The organism is Kitasatospora cathayae (assembly GCF_027627435.1).
GTDB lineage: Bacteria > Actinomycetota > Actinomycetes > Streptomycetales > Streptomycetaceae > Kitasatospora > Kitasatospora cathayae.
The window spans coordinates 5,870,345-5,885,347 of sequence record NZ_CP115450.1 but is presented as its reverse complement, the minus strand read 5'-3'; the positions used below and the strand labels follow the sequence as shown (position 1 = coordinate 5,885,347).

General features: G+C 73.2%; 16 protein-coding genes. 9 read left to right on the top strand and 7 right to left on the bottom strand.

All coding sequences use genetic code 11. The features are described from left to right. Positions 1 to 19: 19 nt before the first annotated feature. Positions 20 to 598 (top strand): TIGR03086 family metal-binding protein, encoded by a 579-nt coding sequence (locus O1G21_RS26320; RefSeq protein ID WP_270147099.1) that lies wholly within the window; start codon positions 20 to 22, stop codon positions 596 to 598. A gap of 84 nt (positions 599 to 682) precedes the next feature. On the opposite strand, the gene O1G21_RS26315 is transcribed toward O1G21_RS26320, so the two are convergent. Continuing rightward, positions 683 to 1,696, bottom strand: a complete 1,014-nt coding sequence (locus tag O1G21_RS26315; RefSeq protein WP_270147098.1) for an aldo/keto reductase — start codon at positions 1,694 to 1,696, stop codon at positions 683 to 685. Next, the gene (locus O1G21_RS26310; RefSeq protein ID WP_270147097.1) at positions 1,693 to 2,196 is read right to left on the bottom strand and encodes a MerR family transcriptional regulator; all 504 of its coding nucleotides are present in this window, start codon (positions 2,194 to 2,196) and stop codon (positions 1,693 to 1,695) included. The genes O1G21_RS26315 and O1G21_RS26310 overlap by 4 nt, the downstream gene beginning before the upstream one ends. A 116-nt stretch (positions 2,197 to 2,312) precedes the next feature. Here O1G21_RS26310 and O1G21_RS26305 point away from each other — a divergent pair, with 116 nt between their 5' ends. After that, positions 2,313 to 3,146 (top strand): serine hydrolase domain-containing protein, encoded by an 834-nt coding sequence (locus tag O1G21_RS26305; protein ID WP_270147096.1) that lies wholly within the window; start codon positions 2,313 to 2,315, stop codon positions 3,144 to 3,146. A 7-nt stretch (positions 3,147 to 3,153) separates the two neighbouring features. Here the strand turns inward: O1G21_RS26305 and O1G21_RS26300 are convergent, their stop codons facing one another. Continuing rightward, positions 3,154 to 3,930, bottom strand: a complete 777-nt coding sequence (locus tag O1G21_RS26300) for a pirin family protein (RefSeq protein WP_270147095.1) — start codon at positions 3,928 to 3,930, stop codon at positions 3,154 to 3,156. 274 nt (positions 3,931 to 4,204) lie between these two features. Here O1G21_RS26300 and O1G21_RS26295 point away from each other — a divergent pair, with 274 nt between their 5' ends. The 5 genes from O1G21_RS26295 (at position 4,205) to fabF (ending at position 9,237) form a co-directional block, all read left to right on the top strand. Further along, positions 4,205 to 5,413, top strand: a complete 1,209-nt coding sequence (locus O1G21_RS26295) for a PucR family transcriptional regulator (protein ID WP_270151281.1) — start codon at positions 4,205 to 4,207, stop codon at positions 5,411 to 5,413. Positions 5,414 to 5,492: 79 nt separating this feature from the next. Further along, complete coding sequence (locus O1G21_RS26290) at positions 5,493 to 6,443, top strand: ACP S-malonyltransferase (protein ID WP_270147094.1); 951 nt, start codon at positions 5,493 to 5,495, stop codon at positions 6,441 to 6,443. Further along, complete coding sequence (locus O1G21_RS26285; RefSeq protein WP_270147093.1) at positions 6,440 to 7,471, top strand: beta-ketoacyl-ACP synthase III; 1,032 nt, start codon at positions 6,440 to 6,442, stop codon at positions 7,469 to 7,471. Before O1G21_RS26290 ends, O1G21_RS26285 begins: the two co-directional genes overlap by 4 nt. 80 nt (positions 7,472 to 7,551) lie before the next feature. After that, positions 7,552 to 7,794, top strand: a complete 243-nt coding sequence (locus O1G21_RS26280; RefSeq protein ID WP_270147092.1) for an acyl carrier protein — start codon at positions 7,552 to 7,554, stop codon at positions 7,792 to 7,794. A 180-nt stretch (positions 7,795 to 7,974) separates the two neighbouring features. Beyond that, positions 7,975 to 9,237 (top strand): beta-ketoacyl-ACP synthase II, encoded by a 1,263-nt coding sequence (gene fabF / locus O1G21_RS26275; protein ID WP_270147091.1) that lies wholly within the window; start codon positions 7,975 to 7,977, stop codon positions 9,235 to 9,237. 64 nt (positions 9,238 to 9,301) lie between these two features. Here the strand turns inward: fabF and O1G21_RS26270 are convergent, their stop codons facing one another. Both O1G21_RS26270 and O1G21_RS26265 read right to left on the bottom strand, forming a co-directional pair. Then, entirely contained in the window at positions 9,302 to 9,796 is a 495-nt protein-coding gene (locus tag O1G21_RS26270) for a DUF3145 domain-containing protein (RefSeq protein ID WP_270147090.1), read from the bottom strand. 352 nt (positions 9,797 to 10,148) lie between these two features. Further along, on the bottom strand, positions 10,149 to 11,174 hold the full coding sequence (locus tag O1G21_RS26265; protein WP_270147089.1) for an NADP-dependent oxidoreductase: 1,026 nt from the start codon (positions 11,172 to 11,174) through the stop codon (positions 10,149 to 10,151). Positions 11,175 to 11,281: 107 nt separating this feature from the next. Here O1G21_RS26265 and O1G21_RS26260 point away from each other — a divergent pair, with 107 nt between their 5' ends. Continuing rightward, positions 11,282 to 11,746 carry a MarR family winged helix-turn-helix transcriptional regulator gene (locus tag O1G21_RS26260; RefSeq protein WP_270147088.1) on the top strand — a complete coding sequence of 155 codons (465 nt, stop codon included), beginning with the start codon at positions 11,282 to 11,284 and terminating at the stop codon, positions 11,744 to 11,746. A gap of 119 nt (positions 11,747 to 11,865) precedes the next feature. After that, positions 11,866 to 13,359 carry an LCP family protein gene (locus tag O1G21_RS26255; protein WP_270147087.1) on the top strand — a complete coding sequence of 498 codons (1,494 nt, stop codon included), beginning with the start codon at positions 11,866 to 11,868 and terminating at the stop codon, positions 13,357 to 13,359. A 4-nt stretch (positions 13,360 to 13,363) separates the two neighbouring features. Here the strand turns inward: O1G21_RS26255 and O1G21_RS26250 are convergent, their stop codons facing one another. Both O1G21_RS26250 and O1G21_RS26245 read right to left on the bottom strand, forming a co-directional pair. Then, positions 13,364 to 14,275, bottom strand: a complete 912-nt coding sequence (locus tag O1G21_RS26250; protein WP_270147086.1) for a 1-aminocyclopropane-1-carboxylate deaminase/D-cysteine desulfhydrase — start codon at positions 14,273 to 14,275, stop codon at positions 13,364 to 13,366. A gap of 84 nt (positions 14,276 to 14,359) precedes the next feature. After that, positions 14,360 to 14,989, bottom strand: coding sequence for a GOLPH3/VPS74 family protein (locus O1G21_RS26245; RefSeq protein WP_270147085.1), 630 nt, complete (start codon positions 14,987 to 14,989; stop codon positions 14,360 to 14,362). Positions 14,990 to 15,003 lie beyond the last annotated feature (14 nt).

Here is a 15,003-nt window from a genome sequence, read left to right as displayed (position 1 = left end):
ACAAGGGAGCTGAACACCCATGAGCACCGTCCAGGACGCCCGCCCGCAGTACCGGACCGCCCTCGCCCAGCTGGAGCGGCTGTTCGCCGCCGTCAACCCCGCCGACCTCGACCGGCCCACGCCCTGCGACGAGTACACGCTGCGTCAGCTGCTGAACCACGTGGTCGGCGGCATCCACCGGTTCGCGTTCATCGGCGAGGGCGGTCGGGCCGCGGACATCCTGCCCGGCATCGAGGACCCCTCGGACGACGGCTGGCCGGCCGCGCTCGCCCGGGCCGCCGCCCGCGCCACCGCCGCCTGGGCGGACGACGCCAAGCTGGGCCGCCCGACCTTCGCCCCCTGGGGCGAGGTGCCCGGTGCGATGGCGGTCGGCGGCTACGTGATGGAGGCGGTGGTCCACTCCTGGGACATCGCCGTCGCCCTGGACGGCGGCTTCGCACTGGACGACGAACTGGCGCACACGGCGCTGGCCGTCGCCGAGCTGGTCCTGCCGCCGGAGAGCCGGGTCGACGGCGTCCCGTTCGGCGCGGTGCTGCCGGCCGCCGAGGACGCCGACGTCCACGCCCGGCTGGCCGCCTGGATGGGCCGCAAGGCCTGAGGGGCCCGGGCTCCGGGGCCGCAGCAGCCCCCGACTCCGAAGCGGGGCCCGGGAAGTCGCCGACTCCCCGGGCCCCCGGGGGCACTACTCCCGTCCGACCGAGGTGTTGCGCATGTCCGCGTAGCGGTCCCCCGCCACCCGGTCCGCCAGCGGCTCCAGCAGCGCCAGCTCCTCCGCGCTCAGCCGCAGGGCCGCCGCGCCGGTGTTCTCGGCCAGCCGGCTGCGCTTGCGGGTGCCCGGGATCGGCACGACGGTCAGCCCGTGCACCTCGGCCCGCTGGTGCACCCAGGCCAGCGCGACCTGGGCGAGCGTCGCGTCGTGGGCCGCGGCGATCTCCCGCAGCGGGTCGAGCAGTTCGCCGTTGGCGACGGCGTTCTCACCGGTGTAGCGCGGGTGGGTGCGCCGGAAGTCGTCCGTCGCGAGCGCCGCGGCGTCCTGGAACGCACCGGTCAGGAAACCGCGTCCGAGCGGCGAGTACGGCACGAAGGCGACGCCGAGCTCGGCCGCGGCCGGCACCGCCGAGCGCTCGACGTCGCGGGCGAACACCGACCACTCGGACTGCACGGCCGCGATCGGGTGGACGGCGTGCGCCTCGCGCAGCTCGGCCCCGGTCACCTCGGACAGGCCCAGGTGGCGCACCTTGCCCGCCTTGACCAACTCGGCCATGGCACCGACCGATTCGGCCAGCGGCACGGCCGGGTCGCGGCGGTGCATGTAGTACAGGTCGATGGTGTCCACGCCGAGGCGGCGCAGCGAGCCCTCCACGGCGGAGCGGATGTACGCCGGGTCGTTGCGGATGGCGCGCTTGGTCGGGTCGTCCGCGTCGCGCTCGATGGCGAACTTGGTGGCGAGCACCACCTTGTCGCGGTTGGCGCGGACGAAGGGGCCGATGAACTCCTCGTTGCGGCCGGAGCCGTACATGTCCGCGGTGTCGAACAGCGTGACGCCGGCCTCCAGCGCGGCGTCCAGCGTGGCGAGCGCCTCGTCGGAGTCGGTCGGGCCGTAGAACTCGCTCATGCCCATGCAGCCGAGGCCCTGGACGCCCACCAGCGGGCCGTCGGTGCCGAGGGGAACGGTGGGAAGGAGGGGGTGAGTCATGCGCTCTGCTCTTCCTCTGCTCGGTAGTACTGGCATTGGACCGGGGCACCGGTGGCGTCGGTGATCTTCCCGGCGTAGAGATCGATCTTGTGGTCGAGGACGGCCAGGGTGGACCGGAGGTCGGCGATCTTCTGCCGGACCTCCTCGCGCTGCGCCTCCAGCAGCCGGCGGCGCTCCTCGTAGGTCTGTTCGCCGCGGCGGGCCATGTCGACGTACTTGAGCATGTCCGCCACCGACATCCCGGTCAGCCGCAGCCGGCCCAGGAAGGCCAGCCGGTGCAGGTCGCCGTCGCAGTAGCGGCGCTGGCCGCCGACCGCGCGGTCGACCGGGTCGAGCAGGCCGATCCGCTCGTACCAGCGCAGCGTGTGGGCGGTCAGCCCGCTCGCCGCGGCGACCTCGCTGATGGTGTGCCGCGGGGTCCGGTCCGGCTCGCCGACCGGGCGGTTGAACACCTCGGCACAGCTGCGCAGATCGGCCTGGGCACGCACGGGTGTGGCCATGATCGCTTCCCCCTGTCCTGTGACGACGACGCTACCGAGTTGGAGTGCACTCCAAGCAAGCCACCCCGCCAGGTGCTCTCGCCACCCGGATCACGGCCCCGGTTAGAGTCGACCACATGGAGAGCTTGCGGATGATCGAGAACTGGCCCGTGCCCCACGCCGCCGCGGCGGTGGTCCGGGGATCGGACGGCGCGGTGCTGGGCGCGCACGGGCCGCAGCAGCACCTCTTCCCGCTGGCCTCGGTGACCAAGCTGCTCACCTCCTACGCGGCGCTGGTCGCCCTGGAGGAGGGCGTGTTCGAGCTGGACGACCCGGCCGGCCCGCCCGGCTCGACCGTCCGCCACCTGCTGGCCCACACCTCCGGCCTCGGCTTCGACGAGGACCGGGTGTTCGCCGAGCCCGGCAAGCGGCGGCTCTACTCCAACGCCGGCTTCGACGTGCTCGCGCGCACCCTCTCCGAGGCCGCCGGGATCGCGTTCCACCAGTACGCCGCCGAGGCCGTGTTCGAGCCGCTGGGGATGCACGACACCCTGATCAACACCGCGAGCAAGTCCCCGGCCGGCGCCGGCGGCCTGTCCACGGTGGCCGACCTCACCCGGTTCGCCGCCGAGCTCCAGTCCCCCAAGCTGCTGGACCCGTCCACCGTCCGCCGGGCCACCCGCGAGGTCGCCTTCCCGGGCACCAGCGGCGTGCTGCCCGGCTACGGCCACCGCCGCCCGAACGACTGGGGCCTCGGTTTCGAGATCCGCGACGGCAAGAGCCCGCACTGGACCGGCGCCACCAACTCCCCCGAGACCTTCGGCCACTTCGGCCAGTCCGGCACCTTCCTCTGGGTCGACCCGCAGGCCGGCGTGGCCTGCGTCGCGCTCACCGACCGGGACTTCGGCCCCTGGTCGGTCGACGCCTGGCCGCCGCTGTCCGACGCCGTCCTGGCCGAACTGGAGAAGTAGCGACCCACTAGCCGTACGAGACCGGCGAGTGCATCTCCCAGAGCAGGAGTTCGGCGCCGGTCTCGCCCGCGGTCGGGTCGGCGAAGGCCTCCCCGGTGATCCGCACGCTGTCCCCCGGCACCATCGAGCGGCCGCCGCCCTTGGGCCCGGGGACCGTCCGGTAGCCCAGCGAGCCGGCCGTCAGGTGCGCGTACCGCCAGGGCGCCGGGGGCAGTTGCGGCAGCGGCTGCCACGGGCCGGCGGTGGCCAGCCAGAGCGCGGCGTCGCTCCGGCGCAGCCGCAGGGCGTCCGTCCCGGCGTCCCGCTCCAGCCCGGAGGCCAGCAGCGTCAATCCGCCGTCCGCCGGTTCCACCTTGCGCAGCCCGTACCCGGGGGCGGCGTCGAACTCGTCCGGCTGCAGCCACATCTGGACGAAGCGCACCGGCCCGGTGGCGCCGCCGAGGTTGCGCTCGGTGTGGGTGACCCCGGAGCCCGCGCTGAGGTGCTGGATCATGCCCGGGCGCACCACCCCGCTGTGGCCGTGCGAGTCCCGGTGGGCCAGCGCGCCCTCCAGCACCCAGGTGAGGATCTCGGTGTCCCGGTGCCTGTGCTCCTCGAACCCGGCGCCGGGGGCGAGGAGTTCCTCGTTGCACGCGAGCAGCGCGCCGAAGTGGGTGTTCTTCGGGTCGTAGTGGCCGGAGAAGGAGAACGCGTGTCGGGTCTCGATGCCCTCGGCGGGGGTGGAGCGGTAGCGCTCGGCGGTGCGGCGCAGGTCGGCGCGGGGGCGTTCAGGAGCGTCGGTCACGCTCCTCACCGTAGCCCCTCCGGTCGGCTCGCTCCGGGCGCTCCGGACGCTCCGGACCCGGTGCCGACGCTCCTCGGCTCTCGGTCGTGACCGGGACCACCGGGCCGCTGGACCGGGGGTTGTGCACGAGCAGTCACTCGCGTGAGGCAGTCTTGTTCTTGTGCCAGCCGCTTCCGCGAACTCCAAGAGCGAACCCAGTCCCGCAACCGAACCCACCGGGAAGAGCCCCGCTCCCCGGCCCGGCCGCGACCGCCCCGGCCGCCCCGCGCCCCGCCTGACGGCGCAGGAGCGCAGAAACGCCGCCGAGCGGGCCGAGCGCCGGGCGGCGACCCTCAAGCGCTTGGAGAAGTCCTCGGGCAAGCTGGCCACCGCCGCGATCGCGCGGATGGACGACCAGCTCGGCTGGTACCGGCGGATGCCGCCGGAGCACCGCTCCTGGATCGGTCTGGTCGCCCAGGCCGGCATCGCCGCCTTCACCGAGTGGTACCGCCACCCCGAGGCCGCCCGGGCGATCTCCACCGACGTCTTCGGCACCGCCCCGCGCGAGCTGACCAGGGCGATCACGCTGCGCCAGACCGTCGAGCTGATCCGCACCACGATCGAGGTGATGGAGGAGGCCATCGAGGAGGTGGCCGCCCCCGGCGACGAGGCGGACATGCGCGAGTCCGTCCTGGTCTACGCCCGGGAGATCGCCTTCGCCACCGCCCAGGTGTACGCCCAGGCGGCCGAGGCGCGCGGCGCCTGGGACGCCCGGCTCGAGGCGCTGGTGGTCAACTCCCTGCTGTCCGGCGACGCCGACGAGGGTGTGCTGTCCCGCGCCGCCGCGCTCGGCTGGGGGCAACCCAGCCAGGTCCGGGTGGTGATGGGCAGCGCCCCGGACGGTGACAGCGAGCTGGTGGTCGAGGCGATCCGCCGGGCCGCCCGGTACGCCAAGCTGAACGTGCTGACCGGGGTGCTGGGCAAGCGCCTGGTGGTCGTGGTCGGCGGTGACAAGGAGCCGGTGCACGCCGCCCGGGCGCTGATCGGCCAGTTCGCGCCGGGCCCGGTGGTGATCGGCCCGACCGTGCCCGACCTGCTCTCGGCGACCCGCTCCGCGCACGCCGCCGCGGCCGGTCTGCGGGCCTGCGCCGCCTGGCCGGACGCCCCGCGCCCGGTGCTCGCCGACGACCTGCTGCCCGAGCGGGCGCTGGCCGGCGACCCCGCCGCCCGCCACCAGTTGGTGGAGGAGATCTACACACCGCTGGACGAGGCCGGCTCCGCCCTGCTGGAGACGCTGAGCGTCTACCTGGAGCAGGCCTCCTCCCTGGAGGGCGCGGCCCGGATGCTCTTCGTGCACCCCAATACGGTGCGCTACCGGCTACGACGTGTGACCGACGTCACGGGGTACGCCCCCTCCGACGTACGTTCGGCGTTCACTCTGCGGATCGCACTGGCCCTCGGCCGGCTGACCGCCGCCGGAGAACCCGGCCGAGCCGGGGTGTAGGGACCATACAATCCCGGATGGTTTTCTTCGTTACCGTCGCCTACCCGCCCCTGGGCGCCTGGCGAGAGAGGGTTGAACCGTGCTCGTAATCGTCGCCCCTGGACAGGGTGCCCAGTCCCCCGGTTTCCTCAGCTCCTGGCTGGAGCTCGACGGTGTCGCCGACCGCCTGCGCGGCTGGTCGGAGGTCGCCGGGCTCGACCTGGTTCACGCCGGCACCGAGGCGTCCGCCGAGGAGATCAAGGACACCGCCGTCGCCCAGCCGCTGCTGGTCGCGGCCGGTCTGGTGACCGCCCGTGAGCTGTTCCCGGACGAGGCGGACGCCCGCAAGCTGGTCGGCGCCGTCGCCGGCCACAGCGTCGGTGAGATCACCGCCGCGGCCGGCGCCGGGGTGCTCAGCGCCCACGACGCGCTGACCTTCGTCCGCGAGCGCGGCCGCGCCATGGCCGAGGCCGCCGCCGTCACCGAGACCGGCATGACCGCCGTGCTCGGCGGCGACCCGGAGGTCGTCGCGGCGAAGCTGTCCCAGCACGGCCTGACCGCCGCCAACAACAACGGCGGCGGCCAGATCGTCGCGGCCGGCACGCTGGCCCGGCTGGAGGCGCTGAAGGCGGACCCGCCGGCCGGCGCCAAGCTGGTCGCGCTCAAGGTGGCCGGCGCCTTCCACACCGAGCACATGGCCCCCGGCGTGGAGCGGCTGGCCGCGCTGGCCCCGAGCCTGACCGTGGCCGACCCGCAGGTCCGTTACGTCTCCAACAAGGACGGCGCAGTCGTCGACTCCGGCGCCGAGGTGCTGGCGCGTCTGGTGTCGCAGGTCTCCAACCCGGTCCGCTGGGACCTCTGCATGGAGACCCTCGGCCGGCTGGGCGCGACCGCCGTGATCGAACTGTCCCCCGCGGGCACGCTGACCGCGCTGCTCAAGCGCAACCTCAAGGGTGTCGCCACGCTCGCCCTGAAGACCCCCGCCGACCTGGACAAGGCCCGCGAGCTCGTCGCGGAGCACGGCGGTCAGGACCAGGAGGACCAGGCATGACCAAGCCGCAGATCCGTCCCGCCACCGGCGCGCAGTACTCCCGCATCCACGGGGTCGGCGGCTACCGCCCGGTCCGGGTCATCCCCAACTCCGAGGTCCTGGAGTGGATCGACTCCTCGGACGAGTGGATCCGCACCCGCAGCGGGATCGCCGAGCGCCGCTGGGCGGGCCCGGAGGAGAGCGTCGCCGAGATGTCGGTGCAGGCCGCCGGCAAGGCCATCGCGCAGGCCGGCATCGCCCCCGAGCAGATCGGCGGCGTGATCGTCTCGACCGTCTCGCACCTCAAGCAGACCCCGGCCATCGCCACCGAGATCGCCCAGCGGCTCGGCTGCGGCACCGCCCCGGCCTTCGACATCTCGGCCGCCTGCGCCGGCTTCGGCTACGGCCTGGGCCTGGCCGACGGCATGATCCGCGGCGGCAACGCCGACTACGTGCTGGTGATCGGTGTCGAGCGGCTCAGCGACCTGACCGACAAGTCGGACCGTTCGACCGCCTTCATCTTCGGCGACGGCGCCGGCGCCGCGATCGTCGGCCCGTCCGACACGCCGGGCATCGGCAAGCTGATCTGGGGCTCGGACGGCTCGCAGGCCGACGTCATCAGCCAGACCCAGGCCTGGGACACCGCCTTCGCCAAGCCCGACGCCATCAACGGCCCGGGCGAGGAGCAGAAGTGGCCGGCCCTGCGGATGGACGGTCAGCCGGTCTTCCGCTGGGCGGTCTGGGAGATGGCCAAGGTGGCCCAGCAGGCGCTGGACGCCGCCGGGATCACCGCCGACCAGCTCGGCGCCTTCATCCCGCACCAGGCCAACATGCGGATCACCGACGCCATGATCAAGGCGCTCAAGCTGCCGGCGTCGGTGCCGGTCGCCCGTGACATCGCCGAGACCGGCAACACCTCCGCCGCCTCCATCCCGCTGGCGATGGAACGCATGCTGGAGTCCGGCGAGGCCCACAGCGGCGACCTCGCGTTGATCATCGGGTTCGGGGCGGGTCTCGTCTACGCCGCGGCAGTCGTTACGCTCCCCTAGGCGCGTTTCGCCCCATCCATCCACAAGCCCGTGTCCGTCCGACGGTCGGACACGTTCAACACCGAAGAGGAGCAGCCAGTATGGCTACCAAGGACGAGGTCCTGGAAGGTCTCGCCGAGATCGTCAACGAGATCGCCGGCATCCCGGCGGAGGACGTCCAGGAGGACAAGTCCTTCACCGACGACCTGGACGTCGACTCGCTGTCCATGGTCGAGGTCGTCGTGGCCGCCGAGGAGCGCTTCGACGTCAAGATCCCGGACGACGAGGTCAAGAACCTGAAGACCGTCGGCGACGCGGTGAACTACATCCTCACCAACGCCTGAGCGATCGACTCGTTCGAGTCGCCCAGTCCGTCCGGCGTGAGCCACGCCTCGGACGGCTGACCCGTCGGCCCGGCTCCCGAGCCAGGCCGACCCGCCGGCCGGGACGCCCCACCGGGCGCCCGGCCGGGCCCTTCTTCGGCTCGCCGCCGACCCCGCACGAACGTGAAAGAAGAGAAACCAGTGACCGCTGAGAACCGAACCGTGGTCGTCACGGGTATCGGCGCCTTCACGCCGCTGGGCGGCGACGCCGCCACCACCTGGGAGAACCTGATCGCCGGGCGCTCCGGAGTGGCGGCCCTGACCGAGGAGTGGGCCGAGGACCTGCCGGTCCGGATCGCCGCGCGCACCGCGGTCGAGCCGGGCGAGATCCTGCCCCGGCCGCTGGCCCGGAAGCTGGACCGCTCCGCCCAGTTCGCGCTGATCGCCGCCCGCGAGGCCTGGTCCGACGCCGGCTTCGAGACCCCGGCCACCGACGAGTCCTCCAAGCTCGCCCCCGAGCGCCTGGGCGCCGTGATCGCCTCCGGCATCGGCGGCGTGACCACCCTGCTCGACCAGTACGACGTGCTGAAGGACAAGGGCGCCCGCAAGGTCTCGCCGCACACCGTCCCGATGCTGATGCCCAACTCCCCGGCGGCCAACGTCGGTCTGGAGGTCGGCGCCCGCGCCGGCGTGCACACCCCGGTCTCCGCCTGCGCCTCCGGCGCCGAGGCGATCGGCTACGCGATCGAGATGATCCGCAGCGGCCGCGCCGACGTCGTGGTGGCCGGCGGCACCGAGGCGGCGATCCACCCGCTGCCGATCGCCGCGTTCGCCAACATGATGGCGATGTCCAAGAACAACGACGACCCCGAGCGCGCCTCGCGTCCGTACGACAAGGCCCGCGACGGCTTCGTGCTGGGCGAGGGCGCCGGCGTGGTCGTGCTGGAGTCGCTGGAGCACGCGGAGGCCCGGGGCGCCCGGATCTACTGCGAGGCGATCGGCCAGGGACTGTCCTCGGACGCCCACCACATCGCCCAGCCGGAGCCGACCGGCGCCGGCGTGGCCCGCGCGCTGGCCGACCTGTTCGACCGCAACGAGCTGGACAAGGCCGAGATCGTGCACGTCAACGCGCACGCCACCTCGACCCCGCAGGGCGACACCGCCGAGCTGAAGGCGCTGCGCAAGGAGCTGGGCGAGGACCTCGACCACATCCTGGTCTCGGCCACCAAGTCGATGACCGGTCACCTGCTGGGCGGCGCCGGCGGCATCGAGACCGTCGCCACCGTGCAGGCGCTGTACCACCGGATCGCCCCGCCGACCATCAACGTCGAGGAGCTGGACGACGAGGTGGACGCGAAGATCGTGACCGAGGCCACCCCGCTGCCCGAGGGCCGGATCGCCGCGCTGAACAACTCGTTCGGCTTCGGCGGCCACAACGTGGTGCTGGCCTTCCGCACCCGCTGACGCCCACACCGAAGGGGCCGGCGCTCTCCGTGAGCGCCGGCCCCTTCGTCGTGCCTTCGGCCGGTCAGACCACCTGGTGCAGCCAGCGCACCGGGGCGCCCTCGCCCGCGTAGCGGAACGGCTCCAGTTCGTCGTCCCAGGGCTTGCCCAGCAGCCGGGAGATCTCGGCCTCCAGGTCGGCCCCCTCGCTGCGGGCCCGCAGCAGGACGGCCCGCAGCCGGTCCTCGGGGATCAGGATGTCGCCGTGGATGCCCGTGACGGCGTGGAAGATGCCGAGCGTGGGCGTGCTGCTGTACCGCTCCCCCTCCGCCGTGGCGCAGGGCTCGCTGGTCACCTCGTACCGCATGAGCTGCCAGCCGCGCAGCGCGGAGGCGAGCTTCGAGGCGGTGCCGGGCTCCCCCTGCCAGGAGAGCTCGGCACGCCAGTGCCCGGGTGCGGCCGGCTGGCGGATCCAGTCCAGGCTCACCCGCACACCGAGCACCCCCGCGACGGCCCACTCGACGTGCGGGCACAGCGCGCGGGGCGCGGAGTGGATGTAGAGAACTCCACGTGTCGTCACCGGGACCTCCAGGCTGTGGACGAGGGTCGCCTTCCCCAGCTGCCTCGTGCCTGCAGTTGATCCGCAGTTACTCACGTTAGCCGACATTAAGCTACTAAATTGAGCAAAACGGACAGGCTTTCGCTCAATGCTAGTCGAATCCACAACGTGGTCTACCCCTCGGCCGGATCTCTCCCCCGAACGGCCCCATCGCCAGGCGGGACCACCGTACCGCGCGGCGCCGCACGATGGATGACGCACTTTCGGATCCGGCCGGAATGCGGTAGTGCGGCCGGACCCTCTGCGCCGTGCACGCGAACCGCCCCGCGCGCCCGATGGGGGCGGCGGGGCGGTCCGATCTCCTGACGGAGGGTCAGCCGTCCAGGCGGACGACCATCTTGCCGGTGTTGACGCCGCGCAGCAGGTCGATGAACGCCTCGGCGGCGTTCTCGAAGCCGTCCACCACGGTCTCCTCGGTGCGCAGGGCACCGGACTTCAGCCAGCCGGCCACCTCCGTGACGAACTGCGGCTGCAGGGCGGCGTGGTCGCGCACCAGCATGCCCTCCAGGCGCAGCCGCTTGCCGATCGCCATCGCCAGGTTCCGCGGGGCGGCGGGCGCGGTGGTCTCGTTGTACTGGGCGATCGCGCCGCAGAGCACCGCGCGGCCGTGCACGCCGAGGGCACCGATCGCGGCCTCCAGGTGGTCGCCGCCGACGTTGTCGAAGTAGAGGTCGATGCCCTCCGGGGCAGCCTTGGCGAGCTGCTCGGCGACCGGGGCGTCCTTGTAGTTGAAGGCGGCGTCGAAGCCGTACTCGTCGACCAGCTTGGCGACCTTCTCCGCCGAGCCGGCCGAACCGACCACCAGCGAGGCGCCCTTGAGCCGGGCGATCTGGCCGACCAGCGAACCGACCGCGCCGGCCGCGCCGGAGACGAAGACCTTGTCGCCCTCCTTGAGGCCGCCGACCGCGAGCAGTCCGGCGTAGGCGGTCAGGCCGGGCATGCCGAGCACGCCGAGGTAGGCGGAGAGCGGGGCGGCCTCCGGGTCGACCTTGACCGCGTGCTTGGCGTCCAGGGTGGCGTACTCGCGCCAGCCGAGCCCGTGCAGCACGGCGTCGCCCGGGGCGAAGCCCTCCGCCTCGGAGGCGACCACGTAGCCGACGGCGCCGCCGTCCATGGCCTGGCCCAGCTGGAACGGGGGAACGTACGACTTCACGTCGTTCATCCGGCCGCGCATGTAGGGGTCCACCGAGAGGTGGGTGTTGCGGACCAGGATCTCGCCCGGGCCCGGGGTCCGGACCGGGGCCTCGACCAGGGCGAAGTCGGTGGGCACCGGCCAGCCCTGGGGGCGGGCGGCGAGGTGCCATTCACGGGCGGTGGCGGGGGCGGCCTGCTCTGCCATGGTGGTGCTCCTTGGAGGGGGGTTTCCACAGGTGAAAGGTTGAGGAACTGAAGTAACGATGGGCATGAAAGGTTCATGTTGTCAACTTTTCAGGTAGACTCTGGGGCATGGACACTCAGCCGAGCGAGGTCGCCACGCCGCAGTCCGACGAGATCACCCGTGAGGTCGTCGACCTGATGGCCAACCTGGTCGCACTCTTCCACCGCGAGTACGAGGAGGCCGCCGCCGCCCGCTCGCTCACCGGCGCCCAGGCCAAGGTGCTCGCCCTGCTGCGGCGCGGCCCGCTGCCCATGCGCCACATCGCCCAGACCCTCAGCTGCGAACCCTCCAACATCACCGGCATCGTCGACCGGCTGGAGGCCCGCGGCTTCGTGACCCGGGAGGCCGACCGGCAGGACCGCCGGGTCAAGCTGGTCGCCGCCACCGAGACCGGCGCGGCCGCCTCCGAGGAGCTGCGCGAGTCGCTCAACTTCGCCCGCGAGCCGCTCGCCGCGCTCGGCCCGGAGGAACGGACGGTGCTGCGGGACCTGCTCCGGCGGATGCTCACCGGCGCCTCCGGCCCGGGTGCGTGACCAACATCACAGCGGCGCGGGTCGATTCCCCTCCCGCCCGGGGGTAACCGAACAGCCTTCCGGAACGTCTAACGTTCGAACGTCGAACGCGAGAGACCTGAAGACGGGGGGCACGGAGGATGAGCAGCAGCACGCGCCGGCGCCGCTACCTGCGGACCGCCATCGGCCTGGCCGCCGTTCTGGTGCTGTCGGTCGTGGGAGCCGGAGCCTGGTTCTACCACCGGCTGGACAACAACATCACCACCTTCGACGCGGGCGGCGTCGCCACCGAGCGCCCGCCCGCCCCCGTCCCGGTCACCCCCGGCGCCCAGGTGCCGGTCAACGTGCTGCTGCTGGGCTCGGACACCAGGGACGACGGCAACAACGCGCTGGGCGGCGGCGACGAGGGCGTCGGCAACTCGGACACCGCGATCCTGGTGCACATCTACGCCGACCACAAGCACGCCGTCGGCGTCTCGATCCCCCGCGACACCCTGGTCACCATCCCGTCCTGCAAGCTGGCGGACGGCACCTGGAGCAAGCCCCGCAACGACCAGATGTTCAACTCCGCGTTCAGCCTCGGCGAGCTCCCCAAGGGCAACCCGGCCTGCACCCAGAACACCGTGGAGGCGCTCACCGGTCTGCGGGTCGACCACACCATCGTGGTCGACTTCAAGGGCGCCGCCGCGATGACCGACGCCATCGGCGGCGTGGAGGCCTGCGTGCCCAACGACGTCAACGAGTACGGCATCCAGCTCAAGAAGGGGCTGCAGAAGCTCTCCGGGAAGTCCGCGGTGGACTACCTGCGGGCCCGCCACGGCATCGGCGACAACTCCGACATAGGCCGGATGAAGCGCCAGCAGGCCTTCCTCTCCTCGATGATCAAGAAGGTCCAGGACCAGGGCTTCTCGCTGCCCACCCTGCTGCCGCTGGCCGACGCCGCCACCAAGTCGCTCACCGTGGACGAGGGACTCGGCACCGCGATGAAGCTGGTGGACTTCGCCCGCTCGGTGGAGGACGTCAAGCTCTCCGACGTCACCTTCGTGACCGCCCCCTGGCGCTTCGCCGGGGACCGGGTGCGGCTGGTCCAGCCGGACGCCGACGAGCTGTGGAAGCTGCTGCGGGAGGACCGCACCCTGGACGGGCGGAGCACCGCCGGCACCGGCGCGGCCACCGCCTCCGCCTCGCCCAGTGCCACCCCCAGCGCGAACGCGCCGCTGACCCCCGACCAGGCCGCGGCCCCGATCACCGTGGTCAACGGCGTCGGCACCGCCGGACTGGCCGGCTCCGGCGCCGAGACGCTCAAGGGGCGCGGCTTCCAGAACGTCGTACTCGGCGCCAACGACCCCGGCAAGCAGCACACCGAGGTCTCCTACGCCCCGGCCCTGAAGACCACCGCCGACCAGGTCGCGGCGCTCTTCCCCGGCGCCCGCACGGTCGAGGAGCCGGGCTCGGGCGGGATCACCGTCACCCTCGGCGCCGACTACCGGGCCGCCGGCACCCAGCTGAACTCGGTCTCCTCGCCCTCGGCGACGCCGACCGGCGGTACGCCCAGCGGGATCCCGACCGGCATAGCGGAGAACACCCGGGGCGCCGACACCGACCCGTGCGCCGACCTGACCTTCGGATCCTGATCGATCACTCCGGGTCCGGTAGGCCGGTGACCACGGCGGTCAGGCGGGTGCCGCGCGGGAAGGCGCCCGCCCCGGCCAGGTCGGCCAGGGCGGCGAGCAGCTTGGCGACGTACCGGCGCTCCACCGGGATGCCGTGGCGGCGCTCGAACTCCCCCGCGAAGGCGGCCAGTTCGGGCGGGACCTTGCCGTAGCCGCCGCCGTGGTGGGCGTGGTCGATCCGCCAGTTGTCGAACTCGCGCCCGAACCCGGCCCGGTGCAGCCGGGCGACCTCCGCCTCCAGGTAGCCCTCGCCGCCGCGCAGCACGGCCACCCCGAGCGCCCGCGCGCCCGGCGGCAGACCCGCCGCGATGCCGGCCAGGGTGCCGCCGGTGCCGACCGGGCAGCAGACCACGTCGCGCCCGTCCAGGTCGGCCAGTTCGGCCGGGACCGCGGCCGCGCCGACCGCCGCCAGCGCGTTGGAGCCGCCCTCCGGGAGCACCAGGCAGGGGCCCCAGCGGCGCTGCAGGGCCTGCGGACCGTACTCGCCCGGCACCCGGCCGGTGGCCTCCCGGTAGGCGGCCCTGGTGAGGAACTCCAGCCGCATCCCGGAGCGTTCGGCGGCCCGCAGCGACCAGTTGCGCGGCCGGTCGGCCAGTTCCTCGCCGCGCACCAGCCCGACACTCTCCAGCCCGAGCGCCCCGGCGGCGGCCGCCACCGCCCGCAGGTGGGTCGAGTAGGCCCCGCCGAAGGTCAGCAGCCGGGTGTGGCCCTGCTCGACGGCGGCGGCCAGGTTGGGCGCGAGCTTGCGCCACTTGTTGCCGGGGACGCTCGGGTGCAGCAGGTCGTCCCGCTTGAGCCGCAGCTCCACCCCGGCCCGGGCGAAGACCTCGTCGGTGCAGTCCACCAGCGGGGTCGGCAGCAGGGCGGGTTCGAGCACCCGGCCAGCTTACGGGCCGCCGACAGCGCGGAGCCCGGCCGCCTGCTCGGCGACCGGGCCGGGGTCCGAGCGCCGGGGAGGGTGTCAGCCCGCCCCTCCGTCCGCGCTCTGCGCGTTGATGGCCCGCCGCAGGGCGCGCGGGACGGGACCGGCGGCGGGTGCCAGCTTGTCGATCCGGGTGCGGAACTCGCGGCGCTGGCGCCACGTCAGGACCGAGCCCAGCCGGGCGGCGTCGACCAACGCGACCAGGGCCGCGTCCGCCGGGTCGACCCGGCTGAGCGGACCGCTCAGCGCCGATGTGATGCTCTCGGTCAGCGCCTTGCGCACCCGGGGCTCCGGAAGGGTGACCCGCGCGACCGGGAAGAGCCCGAGCACCCGGTGCTCCTCGACCCGGATCCGGCCGGCGGCCGCGAGCCCGTCGCGGACCACTCGCGCCGACATCCGCTGGCGTCCGATCCAGCTCTTCCAGCTGCGCCGCCGCCCTTGGCTGATCTGCTCCAGCAGCGCGGCGGAGAGCGGGTCGAGGCCGTCGGCCGTGCCGCCGACGGCGGCCGGGTGCCGGCCGTCGTCGCGGATCAGTCCGCGGCGGAGGAGTTCGGTGAGCGCCGCCGCCCGCAGGACCAGGTCGAGGTTGTTCGTGTGGGTGAGCCGCCCGCGCTGCGGGTCGTAGGCGAGCAGGTAGAGCTTCTCGGGCAGATTGACGGGCAGGTCCATCTCGGTCTCTCCGA